Annotated in this window: 16 protein-coding genes; 1 reads left to right on the forward strand and 15 read right to left on the reverse strand. The window is 33.5% G+C overall.

Annotation, left to right across the window (positions count from 1 at the left end; all coding sequences use genetic code 11):
• Window positions 1-44: 44 nt before the first annotated feature.
• A complete protein-coding gene (locus tag AC1Q7L_RS18505) occupies window positions 45-584 on the forward strand; it encodes a DUF3575 domain-containing protein (protein WP_492307433.1) in 540 nt (179 codons plus the stop codon).
• Between the two features lie 168 nt (window positions 585-752).
• Here AC1Q7L_RS18505 and AC1Q7L_RS18510 read toward each other — a convergent pair whose 3' ends face one another.
• From AC1Q7L_RS18510 to AC1Q7L_RS18580, 15 genes are all read right to left on the reverse strand, one after another.
• On the reverse strand, window positions 753-4,799 hold the full coding sequence (locus AC1Q7L_RS18510) for an RCC1 domain-containing protein (protein WP_492307432.1): 4,047 nt from the start codon (window positions 4,797-4,799) through the stop codon (window positions 753-755).
• 702 nt (window positions 4,800-5,501) lie between these two features.
• Window positions 5,502-9,995, reverse strand: coding sequence for a hypothetical protein (locus tag AC1Q7L_RS18515; RefSeq protein ID WP_492307431.1), 4,494 nt, complete (start codon window positions 9,993-9,995; stop codon window positions 5,502-5,504).
• On the reverse strand, window positions 9,995-11,014 hold the full coding sequence (locus AC1Q7L_RS18520; RefSeq protein ID WP_492307430.1) for a hypothetical protein: 1,020 nt from the start codon (window positions 11,012-11,014) through the stop codon (window positions 9,995-9,997). Before AC1Q7L_RS18520 ends, AC1Q7L_RS18515 begins: the two co-directional genes overlap by 1 nt.
• Before the next feature lie 15 nt (window positions 11,015-11,029).
• A complete protein-coding gene (locus AC1Q7L_RS18525) occupies window positions 11,030-11,878 on the reverse strand; it encodes a hypothetical protein (protein WP_492307429.1) in 849 nt (282 codons plus the stop codon).
• Between the two features lie 192 nt (window positions 11,879-12,070).
• Window positions 12,071-12,511 (reverse strand): lysozyme, encoded by a 441-nt coding sequence (locus AC1Q7L_RS18530; RefSeq protein ID WP_492307428.1) that lies wholly within the window; start codon window positions 12,509-12,511, stop codon window positions 12,071-12,073.
• Complete coding sequence (locus AC1Q7L_RS18535) at window positions 12,508-13,077, reverse strand: hypothetical protein (protein WP_492307427.1); 570 nt, start codon at window positions 13,075-13,077, stop codon at window positions 12,508-12,510. Before AC1Q7L_RS18535 ends, AC1Q7L_RS18530 begins: the two co-directional genes overlap by 4 nt.
• A gap of 152 nt (window positions 13,078-13,229) precedes the next feature.
• Window positions 13,230-14,546: an ATP-binding protein gene (locus AC1Q7L_RS18540; protein WP_492307426.1), complete on the reverse strand. Its 1,317-nt coding sequence runs from the start codon at window positions 14,544-14,546 to the stop codon at window positions 13,230-13,232.
• 72 nt (window positions 14,547-14,618) lie between these two features.
• Window positions 14,619-16,121: a hypothetical protein gene (locus tag AC1Q7L_RS18545; RefSeq protein ID WP_492307425.1), complete on the reverse strand. Its 1,503-nt coding sequence runs from the start codon at window positions 16,119-16,121 to the stop codon at window positions 14,619-14,621.
• Between the two features lie 410 nt (window positions 16,122-16,531).
• Window positions 16,532-18,340 (reverse strand): hypothetical protein, encoded by a 1,809-nt coding sequence (locus AC1Q7L_RS18550; RefSeq protein ID WP_492307424.1) that lies wholly within the window; start codon window positions 18,338-18,340, stop codon window positions 16,532-16,534.
• 42 nt (window positions 18,341-18,382) lie between these two features.
• Window positions 18,383-20,233: a hypothetical protein gene (locus AC1Q7L_RS18555; RefSeq protein ID WP_492307423.1), complete on the reverse strand. Its 1,851-nt coding sequence runs from the start codon at window positions 20,231-20,233 to the stop codon at window positions 18,383-18,385.
• A gap of 426 nt (window positions 20,234-20,659) precedes the next feature.
• Window positions 20,660-21,523 (reverse strand): hypothetical protein, encoded by an 864-nt coding sequence (locus AC1Q7L_RS18560; RefSeq protein ID WP_492307422.1) that lies wholly within the window; start codon window positions 21,521-21,523, stop codon window positions 20,660-20,662.
• 318 nt (window positions 21,524-21,841) lie between these two features.
• Window positions 21,842-23,695, reverse strand: coding sequence for a hypothetical protein (locus tag AC1Q7L_RS18565; RefSeq protein ID WP_492307421.1), 1,854 nt, complete (start codon window positions 23,693-23,695; stop codon window positions 21,842-21,844).
• 334 nt (window positions 23,696-24,029) lie between these two features.
• Window positions 24,030-24,440, reverse strand: a complete 411-nt coding sequence (locus AC1Q7L_RS18570; protein ID WP_492307420.1) for a 5-fold beta-flower protein — start codon at window positions 24,438-24,440, stop codon at window positions 24,030-24,032.
• Between the two features lie 215 nt (window positions 24,441-24,655).
• Window positions 24,656-25,198: a pentapeptide repeat-containing protein gene (locus AC1Q7L_RS18575; protein ID WP_492329393.1), complete on the reverse strand. Its 543-nt coding sequence runs from the start codon at window positions 25,196-25,198 to the stop codon at window positions 24,656-24,658.
• A gap of 302 nt (window positions 25,199-25,500) precedes the next feature.
• Window positions 25,501-26,286 carry a hypothetical protein gene (locus tag AC1Q7L_RS18580; protein ID WP_492307418.1) on the reverse strand — a complete coding sequence of 262 codons (786 nt, stop codon included), beginning with the start codon at window positions 26,284-26,286 and terminating at the stop codon, window positions 25,501-25,503.
• Window positions 26,287-26,306: the final 20 nt, after the last annotated feature.

Genomic DNA, 26,306 nt, shown 5'->3' on the forward strand with positions numbered 1-26,306 from the left:
GATTTATTTGAGTTTTGCATTCAAATAATTCAAATTAATTTTTTATGAAAAAAAACTTTTTACTGGTAATCATTTTGTTTGCCTTTTATTCTGTTAAGGCTCAAAATGAAACTGATGCAAATCTTTATCAGAAAAACAATGAAATCAGATTAAATTTAATCACCCCGTTATCCGGTGCTGTGGAAGTAAATTTTGAACGGCATCTCAACAAAAATTCATCATTGGGGATCTCTGCATTTTTTGTTTATGATGATAAAAAAGAAGAGGATATGAATTACTTCATTTCCCCGTATTACAGATATTATTTTGGAAAAAAATATGCTTCCGGTTTTTTTGTTGAAGGATTTGGAGCGTTCACTTCCATTGATGGAAAAAAAATATACGCAGCAGATAACCTGACATTCACTGAAAATAAAGATGTTTATGATGTTGCGCTAGGTGCCGGTCTGGGTTATAAACTAGTCACAAAAAAAGGATTTGTTTTTGAAGCCAACGCAGGTTATGGAAAACTTTTGTTCAATGCAGACAAAACGGATCATGACGTGGTTGCAAAATATGGATTGAGTATTGGCTATCGATTTTAAATATCTAAAGAATGAATGAAATCCCAATGAGAGTTGGGATTTTATTCAATAACATAATGTTTAAAAATAAAATCAGTGTGCAGGAAAATCCATACACACTGATTTTTAATCAATTTATGATCTCACTATTATTATCTAGTTTTCACATAAAAGCTTTTTTATCAACACTTATCGTTTGATTACTTTCACTGTTTTCACCGTATTATTAACAGTATTTATCTGAACCAGATAAACTCCTGATGCAAATCCTGAGAAATCAACCGTTCCTTTTGTATCATTAATAACTTTAGTTGTTACCAATTGTCCCGCTGCACTGTAAACTGTCACAGAAGCAATCTTTTCGTTATATGAAACATTTAGGTAATCCTGTACCGGATTTGGGAACACTTTCAGATTATCATTCTTTGATACTGTTGAAGTTTCATCCACTGCTAAAGCACTTGTAGGACAAGCGACAGGAACAAAAATTCTCTTTCGAACATATGTACCATCTCCTAGTTGACCAGAACCATTAAACCCACAACCTGATAAAAATCCACTATTATCTATTACAAATGTATTGAATGAACCTCCTATAACAGTCTGTCTGTTAGTGGAATTTCCTATTTGCATTGGAGTATATTTAAAGTCTGTAGTTCCGTCTCCCAATTGTCCAACATCATTGAATCCCCATGTCCAAAGTGTTCCATCGGTTTTTATTCCTAAAGAAGTATAAAAATTGTTAGCATCAATACTCTGCCAATTTGTTGATGATCCAATTTGTATAGGACTTATTTTATCAGTTGTAGTTCCGTCACCTAATTGTCCATAAGTATTAAGTCCCCAAGCCCATAACGTTCCATCGGTTTTTAATCCTAACGAATAATTAAGTCCACCAACAATACTTTTCCAATTTGTAGCAGTTCCAATTTGTGTTGGGATATTTTTAGGAACTGTAGTTCCATCACCTAATTGTCCGTTACCATTAAGTCCCCAAGCCCATGACGTTCCATTGGTCTTGATAGCAACAGTATGGTATACTCCAGGTGCTACAATTTTCCAATCATTTGCTGTGCCTATTTGTGTTGGAATAGAAATATTTACTGCCGTTCCATCTCCTAACTGTCCGCTATCATTAAGTCCCCAAGCCCAAAGTGTTCCATTGGATTTTATAGCCATTGTATAACTGTCTCCAGTTGTAATACTTGTCCAATCATTTGCTGTTCCTATTTGTGTTGGAGTAGATTTATTTACTAAAGTTCCATCACCTAATTGTCCATTATTATTATATCCCCAAGACCATAACGTTCCATCTGTTTTTAATGCTATAGAATGGAATTTACCAGCAGATACTTTTGACCAATTATTTGCTACTCCAATTTGTGTTGGGGTAGTCTTTTGAATAGTCGTTCCATCTCCTAACTGTCCATAATTATTGCCTCCCCATGCCCATAATGTTCCATCGGTTTTTATTCCTAATGAATAAGTATCTCCGGGACTAAAGTTTTGCCAACAACCTGTTGTAGATGTAGGAAGTGTAGTAAATGATCCTCCCGATATCCAATTAACCTGGCTGCTTGATCCACAATTAGAACTTACCCACCAATAGTAAATAGTATTAGGTAATAAATTTGTCAAATTTGCCGTTGTGGAAGATGTAGTTCCATCTATACCACCAATCGTTGAATTTGTACTGTAAAGATACTGATAACCTCCACTAGGAGCCGATGTCGGTGCCACCCAATTAAGAGTAGCTGATGAAGAAGTTATATTAGAGCTGTACAATTGACTTGGAGGATTACAATTTGATGGACAAGAAATAGATACAGGTAAGGTTTTCTGAACAGTAGTTCCATCACCTAGTTGCCCATAAACATTACTTCCCCATGCTTTCAATACACCATTATTATCAATAGCAAAAGAAAAAAGTCCACCAGCAGAAACCTGCTTATAATCAGTAGCATTACTCATGCTAATCCAATTTTTATTAGTAGTGGTTCCATCTCCTAATTGTCCGGCAGTATTAAGTCCGCAAAAAAACATATTCCCATACATCGTAGTTCCTAAGGTATGGAATCTTCCTCCGCTAATGCTTTGAACTCCGTCGTTCACAGCCGTTGGAACTGATCTATTTAGATTAGATCCGTCTCCAAGCTGTCCGAATTCATTGTGTCCCCATGTATATAATAATCCATTTGCTTTTCTTCCAATAGAGTGATAAGCTCCAGCTGCAACATCAGCCCAACCTGTATCTTGTCCTACCTGAATAGGTATATTTTTATTTGTTGTTGTGCCATCACCCAACTGTCCGAAAGCATTATACCCCCATGACCAAAGAGTACCATTAGTTTTTACTGCTAGAGAAAAGCTATCTCCTGCAGCAATATTCACCCAGTTATTAGCTGTCCCAATCTGGGTTGGTATCATTTTATAAACGAAAGTACCATCTCCTAATTCTCCATCAAAATTAGTTCCCCAACTCCAAAGAGTACCGTTTGATTTCAATGCTATGGTAAAATTATTTCCGGCAGCAACGCTTACCCAGTCGGTAGCTGTTCCTATCTGTACTGGTGCAGATTTATCAACATTAGTACCATCTCCCAATTGACCAGTTGAGTTTGTCCCCCAAGCCCAAAGAGTTCCATCTGTTTTTATTCCTAGACTATGAGAATTACCGGCACTAATTTTTCTCCAATTTGTAGCATTTCCTATTTGCACTGGAGTATTTTTGTTAATAGTAGTTCCGTCACCCAACTGTCCGAAAGAATTACTGCCCCATGCCCAAAGCGTTCCATCTGTTTTTATTCCTAAAGAATGAATAAAACCTCCAGTAATCTTTTGCCAGCATCCAGTAGTAGAAGGAAGCGTAGTGAAAGAACCTCCAGATACCCAAGTAGCTGCTCCAGATGCACAATTGGATGAAACCCACCAGTAATAAGTAGTATCAGATAATAAATTACTAAGATTAGTACTGTTAGAAGCAACAGTAGTAAGTACCCCTGATAGGGTTGGACTGGTACTGTACATGTAATTATACCCTCCATTTGGTGCTGGTGTTGGCGGAAGCCAATTAAGCGTAGCTGTAGTAGAAGTTATATTAGAAGTATACAATTGCGTCGGAGCATTACAACTCGTCGGACAACTGATAGAAACAAGCGTATTTTTTTGAGTAGTGCTCCCATCTCCTATCTGCCCTACATTATTGGCTCCACAAGCAGTTAAAAATCCGTCTACATTAATAACAAGTGTAGTTCTAAAACCTGTCGCAACAGTTTTTCTGTCAAAAGCAGTTCCTATGAGTTTTGGAGTATTTCTATTTGTAGTAGTTCCATCACCCAATTGTCCCGCAGAATTTTCTCCAAATCCATAGAGAGATCCATTTGATAAAATAATCATAGAATATGCATTTCTTGCCGCAATACTCTGAACTCCCTGATAAATTGAACTTGGTGTAGCTCTGTACGCATTGCTAGTTCCATCGCCTAATTGTCCTTGATCATTTTGCCCCCAAGAATAAAGAACATTATTTGTTTTAGTCGCTAAAGAATAACTAAAACCAGCCGCCACATCTCTCCAATCCGTGTTGGTTCCAATTTGAGTGGGAGTAGTTTTATTGACTATAGTTCCATCACCCAACTGCCCCGAAGTATTAACTCCCCATGCCCACAGAGTACCATTCGTTTTTATAGCAAGAGTATGAGTTATTCCCAAAGCAGCCGTTTTCCAGTTGGTATCTGTTCCGATTTGAGTGGGAGTATTTATATTAGTTGTTCCTGTGTTTACTAATTGTCCACTACCATTATTTCCCCAGCCCCACAATGTTCCGTTTGTTTTTATAGCTATTGTTTGGGCGCTTCCTGCAATTATCGTTTGCCAGTTTGTTGCTGTTCCTATTTGTACAGGTACATTTTTACTTGCAAAAGTACCATCACCCAATTGTCCATAAGCATTAAATCCCCATGCCCAAAGTGTTCCATCGGTTTTAAGACCAACTGTGTGCGCACTTCCTGCATATATTTTAAGCCAATTTGTAGCTGTCCCTATCTGAGTAGGTACTGCTCTGTTTGTATTTGTACCATCGCCTAATTGCCCATCGGCATTATTTCCCCAGCCCCAAAGTGTCCCGTCAGTTTTTATACCTACCGAATGGCTGGAACCTGAGCTCACGCTTTGCCAACACTGGGCAAATGACTGCAAGCTGATTAGCAGCAATAAGAAATAAAGAATTTTCTTCATGTTTATTAGTTTTAATTTTTCCCTACTCGTATAGCTTTTCGGTTTCGCTTCGTTTGAATGGTTTCTGAACTCCATAAAAAATGAAAATGTTTCAAAATCAAAAACTATAATTTAGATAAAATCTTAGTTTTAATTAATGAATGAACATTAATTTTGAAAGTATCTTCGTTGATAAAATAGCGTAGTATCGTTACTGATAAAAACATCAAATTTCCTCTGGTATAACAAAAACTCTCATCTGATTTCAGAAATTAATCAAATTAGCCATATTGATTAAATACGACTTGTATCTAAAGAAATTTTTAGGATTTATTATTGTTGTAAATTGTTGTAAACAATTAGTATTGATGTATTATAAAATACAGTCTAGTTTTCTCCATTTTAATGGTTTAATTAGTTTTCAAATTAGGTTTTAGTTTTTTTTAATGAAAACACTATTTCATCAATGATGATTATACGTTTTCGATTGCAAAAATATGGCTTTCTTACGGATCATCAAATAGTTGATTCAAAAAAAATGGCGCCACTTTAATTAAGTGACACCATTTTTTATTTATTTCGTAACAGTATTTACCAGATTGATACTTTTTAAAGTCTTTAAGAAGTCTATCTTAGTACGTACAATATAACGTTGGAAAGTTCGTAAACTGTATATTTCACAGTTCCGAATCTATACATTCTTTTATTTGTGAATTTCAAGTTTTACATCTGATTTTCTGCATATTTATAAACTGACATGTCTTCCCAAACAAATAACTGAATCGAGCTATATGGTTTTATTTTATATGAAACACCTACATTTTTTATTTCAAATACTTGCGCACCACTATCGTTAGCATTTAACACCAATATTCGTTGTCCCGGAAAACATTTTCCTAAGACAAAATTCGTACCTGGATCTGTACATCTAATGACTAACATTCTATTATCAGAATCATAATGAGTAACCCCTGACTGTTGTTCAATCATTTTATGAGATAATCTCATTCTATAATCTTCATTGGTAATCTCGTCATTAAGATAAGCTAGATTTCCGTCTGGAATAAATAAAGTATTAGGTTCTTCATACTTTGATTTAAAGTTTTCAGTAGCCTTTACTGAGCCGAAAACATTTACTTTATCTGCGTCATTAGCTTCTGTACCTATACCAATGTTTTTGTTTTCTAGACTGAAATTAATACCTTCCCAATCGTTATAGCTACTTGAATATTTATAATACTTATCTTGTAATACAGCCAAATAGGATTTATCATTTTCATTATATATACCGGATTCTCCGCCATTATAGCTATCAACAACAATTAATCCATTGCCTGTATTATTTGTAAATTGTTGGTTTACTATAACGCCATAATTAGACATGTAATTCCAATTATTAACACTATTTTGTGAAAAATCTCCTGTAGTCCATACCTGATTCCATGTAGACCAAGCACCTCCAGACATGACTCTCTGATAAGTAATATTTGCGGTATTACCTGATCCGTATGTAGTCACAGTTTGTTTAACCCAAGTGCTATCATGCGCTTCAACAATAACAAAAAACCATCCAGTATTCGGGGCATTGGCTAAACCTGAACCTCTATAAAATCCTGTATTTTTAATATTATTAAGATCTTGTCCGGAAATAATTGCAGAGTAACCATCTGGAGCATCTACATAGTTCTGACCTACCCAATTCTGCAAATTGTCAAGTTGACTTCTATTTACGGCATGACTCGAAAGAGTACCAGCCGGTATAATAGGGCTTTGGGAGAAAGTATTAGTGTTAGTAAATGTTTGTACTCCTCCCAAGGTAGCATAGTTACCTAACTGGCTATTTAAAGTAGATTGTGTAACATAACTTGCTGGATTAAAATTCCCTGTATGATACACTTCATTCCAGTCTGACCAGTTTGAATTTCCTGAACCTGTTGTAGTTCCTCGGAATTTCATTCCACCTCCGCCTCTTTCAATGGTTAATTGCTGACGACCATCAGACGAATTTAGATTTAAAGTTGTCGTATAACTAAACCCTGATATTGGACCTTCCTGTCTATAAATTCCAGATTCAGAAACTAAATTTACATCAGCAACATACTTTAAATTTTTAAATTTATCGTTCCAATTGCTTACCATAGTAGTCGTAAGATTACCAGCATCCCAAATTACATTCCCTTGAAATGTAGGTCTTGATCTTACATGATCAACAGTACCTTGGTTATCAATAGTCATAGCTATCTGAGGCCCTGCTGAAAACATGTTAGTCGTTGCAAAAGCCATAGATGTACCATTGTTGTCGTTACTTCTTACATATATACCAGCTTGTGCCCCACTATTAGAAAAAAATCCTATAGAACCTGTATACTGGTTATCAGCATTTGAACCACTTTCTGTTTCTACTAAAAAAGAATAATCAGTTGATGTACTAGTATTACCCCAGCCTGTACCTGTATTTTTTGCTCTACCTTTAATGATCTTAAGTCCGGTAATATCTTGTTGACCATCAACGTTAACAAACTTATTAGTGGCCCATGTTTGAGTAGCTAAAAATACATACCCATCAGCTGAATGATATATATAAGGTGCTGCTGTTGATAAGCCTGATGAAAAACCTACTGCGTGTGCATTCTCAAAAGATTTTGTATAGCCTGATAAATCAGCATGTTCAGCAAGTCTTTTCCAAGTTGTTTGATTACCTCCATACCATGTTTTATAATAAACACCTTGTCCAGTAGATGTTGGTGCAAATAAAGTAAATCCTAAATCTTTTGATGTCTTAGAATAGCCATTAAAGTTTGCAAAAGTCCCTTCAAGTGTTTTATTAGCTAACTCACCATCAAAATTAGACCCTGAGTTTCCTACTGAAATACTTTGTAATCCATTTGGAACTAATTCTGATTGATTGGAAATAGCAGCTTTATTTATATGATAATAATTATCTAAATCTGTCTGAGTTGCTGGATTAGTTAAGTTATTAGTTGTCCAAAACTCTTGGAAAGTTCCCCAATCAGCAGCATCATAATCTTGTTTAACAAAACCTATTCTATCACTATATTTAGATGAAACAATAGCGGTAGATTTTTTAACATCGCCTCCTGTATATGAAGACATCCATAAAACATCTGACCAACCAAAATTAGAATTACCCATTTGAGTACCATCCAACATTTGTAATTTTAATTTACCCGCTCCAAAATATATTGAATTAGGTTTTTCTTGCCCTCCTCCTACATAATCTGCACCTAGATAATTATTTGCATCATACTCTTTATGTTTCCAGTCTCCTGAGTTACCATCTACTGCTGAAAATATTCTACCACTATTTTGTACAAATGCTTTATATCCTGTAGAACTTGTATCGCCAAAGTGAAAATTAATACCTTCACCTAAGACATGGCCACTACCTTGAAAATAAGATAAACCATGATTATCAGAATTTGCAAAAGACCAGATTCTATTTCTTTGGTCGGCTTTCCAATATCTATTTTGGAAACCTTCATCAGATTGAACAAAACCTCTTGAATGAATTCCATTAGTAGGAATAAATTGTGAATCAGTATAAGAAGAAGAAGCCAGTAAACCACCTGATAAAATTATTTGCGCGCCATTTCCGTTGAGTCCGGCTATAGGTTTATCTGAATCTAATGCCCAATAACCACCAAGATCTTTCTTCTCCCAAAATGTATTTCCAGAAATTAACTCCTCTTTTGTGAGTAAGTGATTTAAATATATATCAACTCTCTTGGTACCTCCCGGATCACCCGTATTTTCAATATTAGTTACATGATTTACTGTACTAAGCTGACCTCCACCTACGTCACTAACCTTCACAGAGAATCCGTGCCAGTAGCCTAATGACGGGAACCAAAAGCACAGCTTACTATTGAGGTTTAAAGCCACGATCCCCTTGAACACAGGATTAGTAGAATATCCGGATTGGTTTACGATAGTATTATCCCAAATGTATCCCTGAATTTTTGCATCTAATGGCAATACTCCAGTTCCATACATATTACCTTTTATCTCTAATAAAAAAGGTGCACCACTTATCTGAGAATAATCTATATCAGTGCTTATTAAAGTACCTTCAGTAAAATTTCTACCAGAGTGTACCCAAGCATCATCCTTACCATATTTACTGTAGTGACCACCGCTCCCAGTTAAAAAATAATCATCAGATGAACCATCTTTAAAATAGCCGGCAGCTCTAACATAGTCAAAAGCATTACCATTGATATTCATAAAATGATATCCGTTTGCCCTATACTGCAATGTAGCAGCATAAAGACCCGGTTGATGAAAGGAAATTGCCGGATAAATTGTATCAGCAGTACCATTCCCTTTTAATTCTAAAGCAACTGAATCATAAGCATTGCCTGTACCCCCTGAGAAGGATTTTTTTACAGATATATCCTGAGGAGTATTAGTCGTTACAAAATTTGAAAAATTAGGGAGATTTGCATTCCCTTCTGTTAATATTTTGTTCCATTGATAGATACCTCCCGTATCTCTACTTCTGTGATAGATATTCCCATCTCCACTGAATCCTAAATCATGTCCATATACAGCATCGCTCCAAGTTGATATTGAAAGAATAGCGTTAGCATTATGCGGATTAGGAAATATATTCGGTGAGTTAGACATTACAGCAGGCCTAAATTTAAACTTACCCGCCTCTAATTCATTGTTTAAATCTGAGCTCTGGAAAAAGTTTCTATTTTCCAGTGAATTATGTATATGATTTGTTTTTGATAATTCGCTCAGGGCCAGTTGACCTCCTCCGGCTAATAAAGCAAAATCATTGTTGTAACCATCTTTTTTAAATCCTCCAGCTGTTATTCCATAATAGCTATTATTATCTCCGTTTTTGAAATGGAAACCTCCTTCATCAAACATTACCTGACCTACATAAGAACCTCCTTTAGAATATGTCATTGATGGTAATGAGCCATCATCAGCATAAATTTGCAGTGCATTATTTGTAGGTGCATGATTCCCTCCTCTGGTAAGAAAATATTTTTGACCTGTTACGAGTTGATTAGTGTTTGTAGTCAACACATTCAAATCAGATACAATTTCACTGACTGTTCTTGTTGATATTTTTTTTGTTGTAGAGTTCCAAACCAACACAGAACCTGTATCGTTTGGAACTCTTTTCACAACAATTTCGCCTTCTACAGCGATATGATTGTTAAAATATTCAGGTGCGATCATTAATCTAGTCTTGCGGTTAAAGTAATTCTATATTCGTTCGGAGTAAGAGGTACCAAAACATCTATCTGTACATCATTTGCAGATGTAGGCACAAAGCTTACATTTATTCTTCTATTATCGGAATTGCGATAACAGACATAATCAACATTCAGGGTATTCCAACCATGGGTAATTGAAAAAACAGCGGAAGAACCGTCTCCAATTTGCCATGTTTTAGATTTAATTTTTGCATCAAAAACAGCTTTTGTAGACTTCGGAGTCATTGCTTTATTATCATTAGCTCCAGTAATAGCTTCAACATCTGTAGCGATTTGAATCAATCCCTTCACTGAATCTGTAGCATCTACAATGTCAGGAATACCTTTTTCAATAATTTGATAATTTGCAGGAGTATTTGATCCGTTATCAGTATTCGCGATAAGATGGTCGCCAACAGAAACGGGTTCATTTCCAACCCAGCCATTTGCTGTAATTACCCAAACCATTCCAGTTTTAATAGTAGCTGCTGTAATTGGTGACGGAGCCGTCATTGAGCCTTTAGAAGTAGAAGGAATATATCCTCCCGGCTGATAAATTAATGCACCTGTGAGACTTTGACCTATTAAATTTTCAATATAAGTTTTAATCTTATTTGATGACCACGTATAAGTACCTGACTGTGTTGCATCATTCAAGAAAATAGAGACAATATCCGCATTGGTAAGGTTTCTACCTGCTACTTTAATAACATGCCCTGAACTATTTGTAAGTATCTGACTTAATAATAGAAGTCCGCTCGTTTGATCTGTTTGAAATGGATTATTTGTCAGCGGATAATCAGGATGTACATAATTCTGAGCCAAATTAATCCATTCTGTACCGTTCCATTGATGCAACTGATTCTTAAAATCAATTATCCAACCTGCGGGAGCTCCACTCGTATCAGGAAGTGTATCGTGATAATGAAATCGAGTGCGTTGCAGCTCTCCAAAAAAATTATCCTGATGTGCGTTGTTGCTTATTACTGCATAATTATTCATAGTTTTATATTTTTTTTATGGTTTAACTTTTAAAATGAGAATATTAAGGGGATTAGCGGTGTCGTGTAACATGTTAATCTGTATGGTTTGATTGGTTGCATAGTCATCAATATTTATTTTCTTCCCCGTAACACTGTCCCGAGCTTGAATGATGACATTTTCCGTTTCAAGGGTATTAGGAAATACGGTACTTCCGGTAATTTGTACCACTGCACTTGTAGGTGTTTGTGAGATCAGCAAAACCTTATCATAGATTTGCCTATTAAATTCCTGTTGATTTTTCGGACTGTTTAATAAATCGTAATCGAGTAACAGCTTTACTTTATCTTCCCTTGATTCCCCTATTGGAATAGCTTTTAAAGCTTCAATGTCATCACGGTTTTTTTTAATGAAATCGACTATTTCCTGAAGTTCATCTAAAGACAAATCACTAGATAATAGAATCTTTTTAATATTTCCTATCTCCAGAGCTAAGTCTTTATCCGCATCTTTCAATTCATCAACAAAACCATCTGTCTGTATTTTAGTGTACACATTACCCAATTGATCAGAACTATCAATCGTAGCAACATTGCTGATTCCAAGTCTGCTTTTCCAGCTATTCACATGAGCGGAGGTTAAATTACCCGCATTAAGTGAAGCCAAATATGCCGAATGAGCCCTAGAATCCGACAAATGCTCCTGCAATGCTTCTGCACTTGCAAACGATTGAAAAATTTCTTCAAACCCTTCAATACCTTCTATAGGGATTAATTCTTCTTTGTGATAAAAAGATAAAAACGTTTCTTTAAATTGCGTTTCTGTTGGAAAATCTCCAGTTTGAAACCAACTCAAAATTGTATGTAATGGTGTTGGTGTAGTCATTTGATTATTGAAAATTAGTTGTGATAAAATTGATAATTGGGGAAAGATCTATATTGTTCTTAGGCTGATCGCTCTAAATGGAATTCTATATTTTTTGAGCGATTTTTGATTTTATCTCTCGTTTACGATCCTATTTATTAGTGACTTATTTATATGATCATCACCCCAAAAAACCATATATTTTATTGAATTCTATTTTCCAAAAAACAAGTCAGCCTCAGCCTTTCTTCTACGGATCAAACCGTTTAAAACTTTACCTCCGGCAGTAATATATCTCGAAGTAAACCAATCTTTAATGGTTTCGGGATCTGCCTTTTTATTGATTAAAGAAAATAAAGTGTCGGATCCTCCTGTATTGTATGTGTGCGATACAAGAGCGTCAAATTGATTTTGGGTAAGAGTAACTTTAATTTTATTATTAACTATTTTTTCATACGTTGGTAAAACAGATGAAAATAATTCTGCTCCTTTTTCTTTACTAATTGAAGGATCTTTCAAGGTTACTTTTTTGCCACCGGGATAATATGTATTTCCATAACCGATTGTGGGAATTCCTGCAGAATCCAGGTAAGGTTTAGAGCTGAAGCCTTCAAATGATAAAATCAGATTGATTCCTTTTTGTGATGTTTTCATTTCTTAAAATATTTATAGGTGAAAAAGATGAGTATTAGAGTGATTCCAAGAATGGTCATGAAAATCCAGGCGGTGAGTTCGAATCCGTTTATTTTTATTTTTTTTGTTTCTTCAGAAATTACTGAATTAGCTTTTTTAATTGTTTCTTTTGAAACAGCTATTTGAGATAAATCTTGAACACTATTTCTAGATTCTTCTTTTCTATTTTCGGTCTTTTTGTTTGATGATTTTGCATAATGGTTAGTGATTGCGTATTCCGCAGTTCCCATGATGGAAATACTTTGAATAGTATCGCTTCCAACAACATTATGAAAAACAAAGGGATTGGACTCGTCAGATTTTCCTTTAATTAAGATTTCTCCGGATGTTTCATTTTTTTCTTCTTTAAGTAAAACATCGGTGGATGTACTTTGGGTAGATTGTAAACTCTGTAAGCTTAAGGAATCAACTTTTACTTTTTCCGTTTCTTTTTTGTCTTCTTTGTAAGTGGTTGCTATTTTAGTTTTAGTTCGGCAACACAATATGAGGCCACTGAATATAATCAGTAGCAGAATTTTTGCTTTCATCAGCTTTATTTTTAAAATTATTTGGATAGGAAGTTGGGAGCTGGGAGCAGGAAGTTATAAGACTAATAATAACTTCCAACCTCCCTCTTCAAGCTTCCGAGCGTTTTTTTCAACAGATTTTTTTAGAGGAAACCAAATTGATTTTTAAACTTTTATGTAAATATTTTATCTTCTTTTACATACTCTTTTTTGATACTTTCTAATAACATGTCGACACTTACCTTATAATTAGGCTCTTTTGATGCAATTGTTTTTAAACTTATATCTTGTATTACATTCATAATATTAGACCCGGTTAGTTCGTATCGTTGGGCAATTTGTTCTAAATCAATATCTGAAAGTTCTAATTGTTCAGGCAAGTTTTGTTGCCAAATACGCAGACGCTCCTCATGCTTTGGATTATTGAATTTTATGCAGCTATGAAAGCGTCGCGTAAAGGCCTTGTCCATATTATTTTTAAAGTTGGATGCCAAAATAATAAGCCCTGAAAACGTTTCTATTCGCTGCAACAAATAAGAAACTTCCTGATTGGCGTATTTATCATGAGCATCTTTTACATTAGTCCGTTTTCCGAAAATCGCATCTGCCTCATCAAAAAATAAAATCCAGTTTTTATTTTCGGCTTTATCAAATAATTTAGCTAATTGCTTTTCTGTTTCTCCGATGTACTTTGAGACTAACATAGAAACATCAACCCTAAAAACAGGACGTTTGGTATATTTTCCTAAAAGACTTGCTGCAAGAGTTTTTCCTGTTCCCGGCTCTCCATAAAACAACACCCGGAAGCCCGGCTTAAGTTTTTTCTGCATGCCCCAATCTTCCATAAGAGTCTGGCTGCTATTATACCAAGCCTCAATGCTTTGAAGTTCGTTTAATGTGATTTCAGGAAGTATTAAATCATTCCAAGATCGACCAGTATTTATTTGTTCTGCCGGAAAATCATTGCTCATTTTCGGTAATAATTCTGATCCAAAAATTATAATATTAAAAGCTTCCTGATGAACACTTATCGGACTATTCATTTGTATATGTTCGTGAGCTGAGCTTGAAAAAACAATGAGTTCTTCTTTAATCAAAACTGAATCTGAGCCGAAATAATCCAGCGCTTTCAGACGTTCTGAAATGCTGTCTCCTCCTAAAATATATTGAACAGCCTGAATTGTTGGTTGAAAGAGCCTGCCATTATCACTGGTTGAACAGAAGTCGAACAACACACTATTTGGAAACTCTAAATAAATGCGTTTCAGCAATGAAGGATCCAATCGTGGTAATAAAGCCATTAAAAGAATAACAACCTCTTGATTGGTAAGCTCTTTTTCTGAAATATAGTTGCCTAATTGAAAGCCTTCATGGTCATTAGTTTTAAATTCGGGTGCTCCTATATTAAAATCTTCTAAAGAATTGTTGATACGCCATGTAATAACCTCTTCTAAATGAGTAAATAATTTTTGTAATTGTTTTGTCTCCATTGGGGTTTTTAAGTTTTTTTTATTTTTGAAATTAAAAATTTACTCTTCTTCTTTTATCTTAATTGCTATACATTAATTTTTAAAAGTTCCAGTTGCCACTCTTTTTACCGCTTGCACTGTGTTATTATTTATATCAGAATTATGATAACCATTAAAAACTAAGTGAATCAGTTTGTTTACATTCCATAATGATGCATTTTCACCTTGATCTTCTATTTTAAAGAAAACATTAAAGTATCTTGCACATACACCTGATTTAGAAGTCATGGAATCATAAATGTTACCCAGTACGTTTACTGCTATTAATGGATATCCCCCTGGACCTAAACTTATTATTTCCCATAATGGATTAGGATTTGACCCGAAAGGATCACTAGGATTACAGTTTTCAATGAATCCTGTTAAGTTGTAATAAATTCCATCCGTTGTAAAGTTTAATATCTTTAATCTCGGAACAATTTTATCTGTAGGAACTATAACTTTATCCTCCCATCCAAAAGTACCGTCTGCTTTAGCTACAATATTCTTTGTATAAGTTGTATCAGCCTGAGCATTAGGCATATTTCCTGGATTTATTACAAAGTATCCATTAAACTTAACCCATCTCTGAGAGAAATCTCCTAAAATCAATCCATTACTATGAGAAGCACTATAATCTGTTGAATTTTCTGTTCCTATAGATGGATTTGGTGCAAGATTAACACTACTATGAATTACTAATCTATTATTAACAGTCTCTACTGTAGATACAGTATTACTTCTACCTGCTCCTGTTCCAATAAAAACATTATTTTCACCTTGAACAAACGCTCCTGTTTGAGCCCCAACACCTATACTTTTGTTATGTGTAGTAAGATATTGCATTGATGACTGCCCTAATGCAACATTATATGCTCCTGTAGTAAGTCTAGCCAATGCCGACTGCCCTATTCCAATATTTTTATAACCAGATGTAAGAGCAGCCATTACACTATTTCCTACCCCTACATTTACATTTCCTGTTGTTTGTTTAGAAGTATTGTTAAAATCATATCCAGCAGAATATCCTAAAAATGTATTATACTGTCCTGTAATAATTGAACCTCCAGAATAATGACCAAACATAGAATTACCTTGCCCTGTCGTCACATTTTGTAGTGCCCCATACCCAAAAGAAGCATTATAAATACCTGTATGAGCCGAATTCAAATTTCCAAAATACATTGAATAGGTGGTAGTATTCATACCTAAAGCACCATCTCTTATCGTTGTTGCAGCATCACCAGTAAATGTTATCTCTTTTGGGGAATAATTTCTCCGATTGATAACCGATTCAAGAGTCTCATCAGCTAATACTTCCGTTTTGGTAACTCCGGATTCTCTTTTAATATAAAATTTCCCATCTACTAAAGGGGTATCTACTTTTTTACCTAGGTCATCTTGAATTCCTTCCAATGATGGTTGCAGTCCGTCAACTTCTGCGATCGGAATTTTTGTATAATTGTGCCTAAAAGAAGAAAATGTTTCTTGAAATTCTTCCTGTGTTGGCATGTCGCCGGTTCGGAACCAACTTAATATTGTTTCTAAATCTGTCATTTTATTAAAAGTTTGATTGTATGAATTGATGATTTGGCAAGCAGTAAGATAAGTTGAGAGCTTACATTCTAATTTATTGTACTGATTTGGAAATAGTTAATAAAGTCTTAATGCTCAAACATCAAAAAAGTTCCCATATCTCAAGAGCAAAAGGCTTCCTATTATAAAGTATTAGTTAAATTTCTTTCTGGATCCAATCATTATTTATGATTTACAGTTCAAATTTCATCTTTTTTCTATTCTTATAAAAGCTTTTTGCTCTTCCTATTCTGTAGTTGCAGCAACTCTTATATCTTTAATAATCAAATGATTAATCTTGCAAATTCAAATACTGAAATTGTTTTTTCAAATGTCATTGTTTTAAATATTTAATTCTCTTTTAGTTTTTCTTTTAACATGGTATTTTCTGCTTATAATTGAACTAAGCTTTCTATTTTCATCAGAATATCAACATTATTAGAATTAGGAGCTATTAAAGTTCCTAAAGTGAATGCTAAAGAGAGTGAATTGATATTATTATAAATGAAACTCGTTTGTTTAAATGCATTGTTAGAATTGTATATTAACGTTATTACATTTCCTCGTTTTATTATATTCAATCTATTGGTAGAAGCTGTAATATTACCGGCTGCTGTATTTGTAGGAACGAAATTTTGCCCGCCACCTGGAATATAAGATAACCCAAAATCATAACCCATCGTTAAGTTTACAGGAGATGCGGATGTAATAAGTCCAACCGTATAACCGCCTTGATATGCAGTGCTAATAAATGATTGAGAAATACTAATAGTCATCCAAAAGTCTGTTGAAAGTAATGTACTGTCAAGTAATTCAGATGATTTTATTGCTATAGAATTTCCATCATAAGATTGATTAGGAGCATTAATATAGAATCCTGTTGCATTTGTATAATCAGACGGATCAGCAGTAACACCCGGTGCCGTAATTTTATTCCATGTTAATGTTGGAAGTGGTAAAAAAGCCAGATTATTAACTAAATCTAATTCAGTTGTATCAATATTTTGCAAACCCGATATATGATTATACACTATAATTCTATACTTACCTAATGGAAGTGTACTGAAATTAAGTGCAAAACTCATATAGGTAGGGTCATTTTGATTAACAGAAATATTAGTAACCGGAAATTCTTGACCACTTGAAAGATGTTTTAACTTAACATTTGAACTTGTACCTGAAGTAGTATCTAAAAAAAGATTCAAACCTCTTAAAACAATTCCTTGAACATAATTTGCATTCTCTAAAATAGGTGGTGAAATAAAATCAATTCTTGGTTGTGCAATTGAATATGTTTCACCTGTTTTTCTTAATTTAACTCTTATTTCGTCTTTTTGAGCATCTGTCAATACATTTACTAAAGCCAAATAATCAGCATAAGTCTGATTCATTAATTTTCTTCTAGTCCCTGTAAGATCTGTTCCATAAAAACCGCCATTATTATATGTAACCTGACCCGGAAGAACTTCATTATTTTCATCCAAAACAACTGCCTTAGAACGAATCCTCCCATTATTCAAATGAAGTGTTTCCGTGGGTGAAGTTGTGCCTACACCAAGTTTTCCTGCGTTGTAATATACATTTGATTCTTTAAAATCACTTCCATTCCATGATAATAAATAGTTAGTTGGTGGAGATATAGAAGCATAAACTGGATCTGCACCAAGTGTTCTAATGAAGAAATTACCATTCCCGGAAGGTTTATTCATTTTAGCATTTAAGGCAGCCTGCAATCCTTCCACCATTCCGATGGTTACGTTTGAAATACCTGTTGGGAGATAATTAGCCTTATCCGTTTTTGCTCCGCCTTTAAACATGTACAATGAAAAATTGCCATTGTTATCAGGAATTGCTATAAAATCATTATTCTCAAATTTATATGAACTTGAATGGTCTGCAAATCCCGAAATTGTAGTTTCAACAGCTTCTATTAAAGTCGTTAAACCTAAAGCTTCTATTTTTTCGGCCAGAATTTTTTGATCATCATTTACAAAATCAATTAATGACATAAATTGATCGTTACTCTGAGCTTTGCTGTAAACATTTCCTAACTCATCGTTTTCATCCACAGTAGCAATATTGGACGGAATGATAGATTCACTCTTATGCCAGAATGAAGACCACGAATCATGAAACTCTGTCTGAGTTGGAAATTTACCGGTTTTGAAGTAGCTGTATATTGTTTCTAATGGTATTGACATGAGATTATTTTATTGGAGAGTTTTTATTAATTTATTTTATACTTAAAATGTAAATGCCTGAACTATAGATCCGCTAATGGTTTTTTGTGTTGTACCATTAGAAACAGCAAGAGACAATGAAATTGCTTCTGTAGTAGATGTTACAGACTGTATTATTGTAGCATTACCTACAGTAAGGAATTGGGTGTAAATATTACCCTGTCTCATAATAATTACATTGGCATTTAAAATTGTTGATGAGAGCTCTATTTTTGTTGGAATCGACAACATATTATTCCAAACTATAGTAGCTTGATAGCCTCCACTCCTAAAACTCGATGCTATTATTCTTAAAAAAGAATTGTCTGTTAATGCTAAAGGTATATTGTTTTGAAGTAATCCTAAGTTCCCGTAAAAGTCATTCGTATTATCTACACCTCCACCTACTAGAGACACTGATATATTCATTTCTAAATAAAAATTACTATTAAGCCCAAATATTGCGCTGCTCTTAGCTGCAGCAACATATACATTAGGCTCATAAGCATAAGCTTTATTACCCGTATTAGAATTATAAGCGAACATTCCTCCGTTGGTTGTGAAGACCGTTCCTTCCTGCCCTGGTGTATAAGCTTTTGTATCCCACTGAAGATTACTAAGATCAATATTATTTATATTTTCGACCACATTAATAGAGCTTACCGTTCGGTGTGTTTGTATAGTTGGTGTGGAAGTTCTTATCATCAAATTATATTGAGTATTTGGCTGTAAAGAATCTCCATAAATCGAAACAATCATAGATTGACCGTTTGCAAAAGTTTGAAAACCTAAACAATCAATCTCTCCTGTCCCAATGACATTTCCAACAGGAATAAACTTAACGGAAGTCGTAGTAGGATTTACATTTAAGTTTAATCCCTGTAAAACAAGATACCTGACAACATGATCATTTTTCATTACTGTCGGGGTTATGCTGTAGACATTCAAATTACCGTTAGAATATTGGCTATTCCAATCTATACCAAATTGATCTTTTTGGGCTTGAGTTAATTTAGATGGTAACTTTAAAAATTCGCTTGGCAAATCTTCAACCGTAAGAACGCTCTTTTTTGTTCCGGTACTATCGGTAAATAAAAGTCTATTATTAAAGTACGTAATTTGATTAATTAATGTTTCGGTATTTTCATCAAGTACAACTGCTTTAGAGCGAATCCTACCATTGTTTAAATGAAGTGTTTCTGTTGGTGAAGTTGTGCCTACGCCAAGTTTCCCTGCATTGTAATACACATTCGATTCTTTAAAATTACTTCCGTCCCACGATAATAAATAGTTAGTTGCCGGTGATATAGACGCATAAATAGGCCCCGGACCAAGCGCTCGGATGAAAAAACTGCCATTTCCGGAAGGCTTATGCATCTTATTATCTAGAGCTGCCTGCAATCCTTCCACCATTCCGATTGTTACGTTTGAAATCCCAGTTGGAAGATAATTAGCTTTATCCGTTTTTGCTCCGCCTTTAAACATGTACAATGAAAAATTGCCATTGCTGTCAGGAATTGCTATAAAATCATTATTCTCAAATTTATATGAACTTGAATGGTCTGCAAAGCTTGAAATTGTAGTCTCAACAGCTTCAATAAGCGTAGTTAACCCTAGTGCCTCTATCTTCTCAGCCAAGATATTTCCGTTGTCGTCCGTATAATCTCCGGTAGACATAAATTGATCATTACTCTGAGTTTTGGTATAAACATTTCCTAACTCAGAAATATTTCCTTGCTCATCATAATTATCCACAGTCGCGATATTAGTTTCATCCTTATGCCAGAATGAAGACCATGAATCCTGAAACTGTGTCTGAGTAGGAAATTTACCGGTTTTGAAGTAGCTGTATATTGTTTTTAATGGTATTGACATATTATTTATTGATTTTTTTTGTTTTAGAATTATAGAATTATACTATCTATAACGTTTTTAAAATACTTGATATAAGATCAGGTGTTTTCAACATTGATTTCTACAATTCCTTAGTGAAACACAATGGTAAATGATACGATATACATCCACAATCGCGTGTTGCAACCGTGAAGTGTTTGTAAATTGTGTAATTGCGGTAGGATAACCTTATTGTAAATCTGTCGCTGTATTACTTCCAACGTCCTACTAATAAGTATTTTTGTGGTTTTCGATAGAGAAATAAATCTTTAACAGTTTCCTAGTTTGGAAATGCATGGATAAGGAGATGGAAAACGGAAGACAATGGGATTTTGTAAGTATAGAATTTCCGTATATATTAAACCATTTTAAGGTTTTGGTTTTTCTCAAATATTTTTAGTTTTTTTATTAGTCTACATTTACATAATAATTACATTCGATTCTTATGTGCCTGATTTCTCTTATTGTATCACCAGCCCAAATATCTTGATTATTTTGACCAGCATTCAAGTAACCTGTCATTAAAAGATTGCCATTCTCTTCATTATAAACCTTACATTCTATGGACTGATTGACTTCTCTAAGGTCTGCTTTATACCGCAAGTACAAATAATCTCCTCCTATATCGTAATGATCGGTAACAGTGTCTTCAGCCCTATATCTATCACCCCAGCCAGCTCCCTCTGCTCTATATTCGATAGGTACTTCAGTTTTATTAACAAACTTAATACTTGTATTTAAAATGTTTATTTTTTGTCCTAAATTTTGTCTCACAATTTGTATGATGAACCTTTTACCTTCCAGTATTCCAAATTCAAACCCATCAGGAATCGTATTAAGATTATTTCCAAAAAATTTATTAATCATAAAATTTGGATTTATTTGATAAGTCAAAACATAGTATTCGTTTTCTTGTAATTCTTCTCCTGAGATGTTTTTTGCTTTAATCGTGTAAGGTGCACTGCCTAAGAAGTATCGCTTTTCGTTGATGCCGAAGGTATCGCCTATCGTGATCAATTGATCTTCTTCATCCCTTGAGCTTATAACGATCGGGAATTTTAAATTTCCAATGTAGTTTCCATTATAAGTAACATACCCATTATCAATAGATTCCAAACTATTGGCAAGAGCTGCCACTTCTTTATTGGTCAATACATCCTCTTTAAATTTTAAAGAATCTATCAATTCTGCAAATTGACTTTGTGTAGGATATTTACCTGTTTCAAAATAGGTTTTTAACTTCTCCCTTGTGGTTAGTTCATTATTTTCCATAATACTGTAATATTCTTGAATGTTTTAGGTTTCGATTATTATTTATACTTTAAAGTTCAAAATTTATTTTTTGTTACTGTAAAAGTTTTTTGACCTGTCTATTCTGTAGCTTCAGCAACCTTTATTTTGTCAGAATCGGATGATTCATTAGTTAATTTCAAAGTCCAAAATTCACATTTTTTTTCCTCTTATAAAAGTTTTTTGACCTCCCTAATCTGTAGTTGCAGTAACCTTTATTTTTCAGAATCGAATGATTTTTAAATAGAGTTTGCTTCGATAAGTTGACAAACTAATAAAATTTCTACTCTAATTTTATTTTTAAGGTGCTACATAATATCTTATATTTGAAAAAGAAGGATATTGGTGTATGTCATAATAATCTCCAGAAGTTATTATAAATCTATAATCTCCTAAAAATGTTTGTGCATCAGTATTTACAGAATAAGTAGTACCATCACTATAGGCAACAGTTATATTTAAAACTTCACCTACTTTTGTATAAACTACTGTTGGTTTCACATCAAGATATTTTGCTGCATTTATACCATAACCCACCAACCCATAATTTGATCTATGAGGTTTTAGTGTACCTATTTCAGGTTGTTGTACACCTAAAGATGATGAAGTTCTTGAAAATCCTATTTGTAAACCTTTAGCATAATCATAATGTGGACTTATACTTCCTGATAAACATAATATCCAATTTTTGTCGTGTGGCATTAAAATATCTAAATTAAAACTACATTTTGCTATATATTCATTTCCATTATTTTCAACACCACTTCGTATATATGCTACTCCATTAGAAAAATAACCTCTATCGGCTGTATCTATTTTTTGAAAAACAACCTGTGAATCTTGTATTTGTGTATATTGATTTGTTGCTATTGTTGCCATAAATTTTTTTAAGTCTATTAAGTTTTGGGGTAAAGACGGAACAGGGTCTGGATAAACATGATTAACGGTATAATTAACATTCATTGCTGGTGCATTAATCGTTAAATTATCTGGTATCGTTACAGCTACTTCGAAAGAATCTCCCATTGCAACTTGTTTAGTTACAGGGTCTATTCTTAACACTTTATTATACTGTGTTAAATTTCCTGTTTGGTCAGCTAATCCTTTTAAATAATAAGGTTTCCCCAGAGTATCCCAGGTAAAATTTGCATTTTGAGTAAAAACTCTTGCCTGAGTATTCGTTAAATCTGTTGTAGCAATATTTCCGCTTGAAGACTGCTGATTTGTTTTTTCTTCCCATCCGAATGTTCCATCAGGTTTAGCAACGATGCTTTTGGTAAATGTAGAATCTGCTTGTGGAAGTCTGTGAACTTTTAATGAAGAATCAAAGTCTAAAGTTCTTTCAACAAAATCTCCACCTATAAGAGGAAGTGTGGTGTTATGATTTAAAACTGTTTCTGATGAATGAATGACTAATTTATTATTCGTTTCACCACCTATTGGAGCATTTGCCCCGATGGTAACATTATTATGACCTTTTAGATTATTCGGTAAATCCGTAGTATAACCTGATCTGAATCCTATAAAAGTATTATAGTTGTACTCTTGGGTATGCAGAGTTCCACCATCCACAAATCCGGAATGGCTACCTAATGCCGTGTTACCATACCCGCCTATAAAGTTACTCATCGCAACCCTACCAACAGCAGTATTATTTGTACCTGAAGCAAAATAATACAAAGTGGCCTGCCCCACTACAACATTCCAATTCCCTTCTTTCAAAGCATTCATTGAAGCAGATCCTACTACGGTATTTCTGATACCGGTCGTAAGTTTCCATAATGCATGATTTCCTAAGGCTACATTTTCGCTTCCGGTAGTAATTTCCTGCAAAGCTCCGTAACCAAATGACTGATTATAAATTCCTGTATGATCCGGATTCATATTTCCAAACCATTGAGACCAGGTTTTTGGGCTAACCCTTAATTCAACTCTAGTAGAAGGCGTTGTTGCATTTTGTAAAAATTTAATCCCTTGCTCAGGAATCTTATTATTTCTATTAACAACAGTTGCTAATGTTTCTTGTGACTCTATGTTTTCTTCTTTATGCCAATAGGAATCTATAAAATCTGAAAATTGACTTTGTGTAGGATATTTACCTGTTCCAAAATAGGCTTTTAACTCCTCTTTTGTGGTGAATTCATTTTTTTCCATAATACTTTAATATTCGTAACTGCTTATGTTTTTAGCTTAATTGATTTTTAAATCCTATTATATTTTAAAGTTCAAAATTCATGATTTTTTCACTCTTATTAAAGTTTTTTGCCCGGTCTATTCTGTAGTTACAGTAACTTGGAGTATTTCTTTAAAATATTGGTAAAAATTGTATTTCCTTGGTTTAAATATTCAGTTAGCCGGAAAATTGAATCATTAAAGAAGAAAGAAATTTTAGATAGTATTAAACAAATAAAAAGGCTCAGATTATAAAATCCAAGCCTTATTTTTTTAACTATATTTAGCGAAATAGTATTTATCGCAGAGTTGATTATTAATCCATTTTAAAGAAGAAAAAAGCCACTGCTGCCCACTCTTTTTCAATTCCCTCAGCATAGCCAACTGTACCGTGGCTGCTGTTTTCTACGGTTCCGTTGTCTTTGATATATCCAATCGTTGAATGACTGCTGTTTTCCACCGTTCCGTCACTTTTAACATAACCAACAGTAGAACCATTTTTGTTTTCTATTGTTCCATCGCTTTTGATACGACCAATCGTGCTGTGACTTTTGTTTTCAATTGTGCCGTCGCTTTTGATGTAACCGATTGTAGAATGGCTGCTGTTTTCAACTGTTCCGTCCGATTTGATGTAACCTGCTGTCTTACGACTTCCAGATTCTATAGTTTGTGCACTTAAAATAGATAGGTTGAATAGAATTGAACAAATGAATATTGCTTTTTTCATGGTTTAAAGTTTTAATTAGTTATTGTTTTTGGTTTACTTTATTGATTCAAAAATATAACAAGTTTTTATGAAATACAAAATGACTTTTTTCCTGTAGAATTTTTCTACCATTATTTTCATCAATATCTGTTCCTTAGAAAAATAAAAATTTAAACAGCTTTACTAAATAAAAACGGATAATCTTATTAATTATCCGTTTTTTATTTAATGCTTTTTTAGTCAAAAGACCAAGTTACATTTTCCTCAATATTGTTATCAATTGAAGAAAAAGATTTGTCTGTAATTTCAAATTGAGTATTACTAATTTTATTTTCACTAAAAATTATGTCGGTAAATTTACATTTCTTAAAATTACAATTTGTAATTTTTGCTCCCATTATTTCAGCACTTGCAAAAGAACATGATATAAAAGAACAAGACTTAAATATTGTATTGTTTAAGTTCGACTTTGTAAAATCAACATTTTGAAAGATACATTCTTCAAATGATGTTTGAACAAAATATGCTGAATAAAGCGATATGTTGTTAAATTCGATATTGCTATATTCAGATTTTACACAGATCAGGTCATCCAAATTAATATCACTAATGATTAAATTTTTTATATCTATTTCATTAAAATTAGGCAAATCATCGATCTTGTAATCATTTTGATCTTTTATCGAACTGTATAAATTAAATATATTTTTCATTAAAATTTCACATTTATTTGCCAATACAACATACCGATATATAAAGTCTGTTCCATTTTCATTCAAATATTGTTTTGCTTTTTAAGTATCTCAACGAATACAATAAGAAGAAACATCAAAGTCCATTTCTGCCCAATACTCACTTATATTATTTATTTTATTGTCATTCATTTTTAAGTATTTTTTCTGTACCGTACAATTTTTTGTATTGCTTAATTATAAAAATAATCCTTGAAATAAAGATAAAAACTTTTGAAGAAATTATTGGAAAAGAAAAGTACCACATGAAAGGATTCGCGAGGTAGCGGGGAATTCTTGTTACTTTAGCTTTTATTAATTTTATCAGTTTAAGAAATTATTTTGAGAAACTAGTGAAAGTTTAGCATTTGTTCTTGAGAGGAAAATCTATCTGCAAAATCAAATAACTTCTCTGCTAAGATCTCCAATCCAGGATTTTTTTCACTGTTATTACTAATACTTTTGTATAAAGCCCGTAATTCCTGAAATGTATGCATATCTTCTTTTTTAATCAGCTCTATTCTCTCTTCATTTATAAACTGAAAGACATCCCAAAAACTTTTCTTCAGAAAAGGAGTAACTGAGTATTTTTCAATGGGAGCTATTTTATTGACCAAAAATTGTTCAGGGCTTTTCATAAGCCATGCACAATACAAGTTATTCTCATTGAACAATAAAGATACATTTTCAGCTATTTGTAATTCGGTAAATTCTTGACTATCTAAAAAAGCATCTCCATATCCTAACCAAGTATTATCAGAAGGTGCACAGTATCTATACTTGAATGGTTCCAAATCGAATGACAAAGGCTGAACAAGTTTAGGAATACCCACTATTTTTTTTGCTTCAGTTACTAAATCAAACATACGACCGGGGTATCTATCCAATTCGCTGTAATCTAAATAAATAGCAGTAAGCAAATTATCTTGGGTATTAAATCTAAATGTATCATTATCTTCTGTAAATAACCACCCTTTATCACTTCCATTAGTTGTTAATATTTCATTACTTATTTCTTCAATACTATTGCATGTTGTTAAATAAATTGTTACATCATACAGAAGCAATCTAGGAGTTGCAGACAATTGCTGTCCAGTAATAATTTCTATATCTACATTATTTGTTAATTTATACATAATTTTGTTTTTTATTGCAA

This window comes from Chryseobacterium sp. GW823-FHT05E08 (assembly GCF_058795655.1).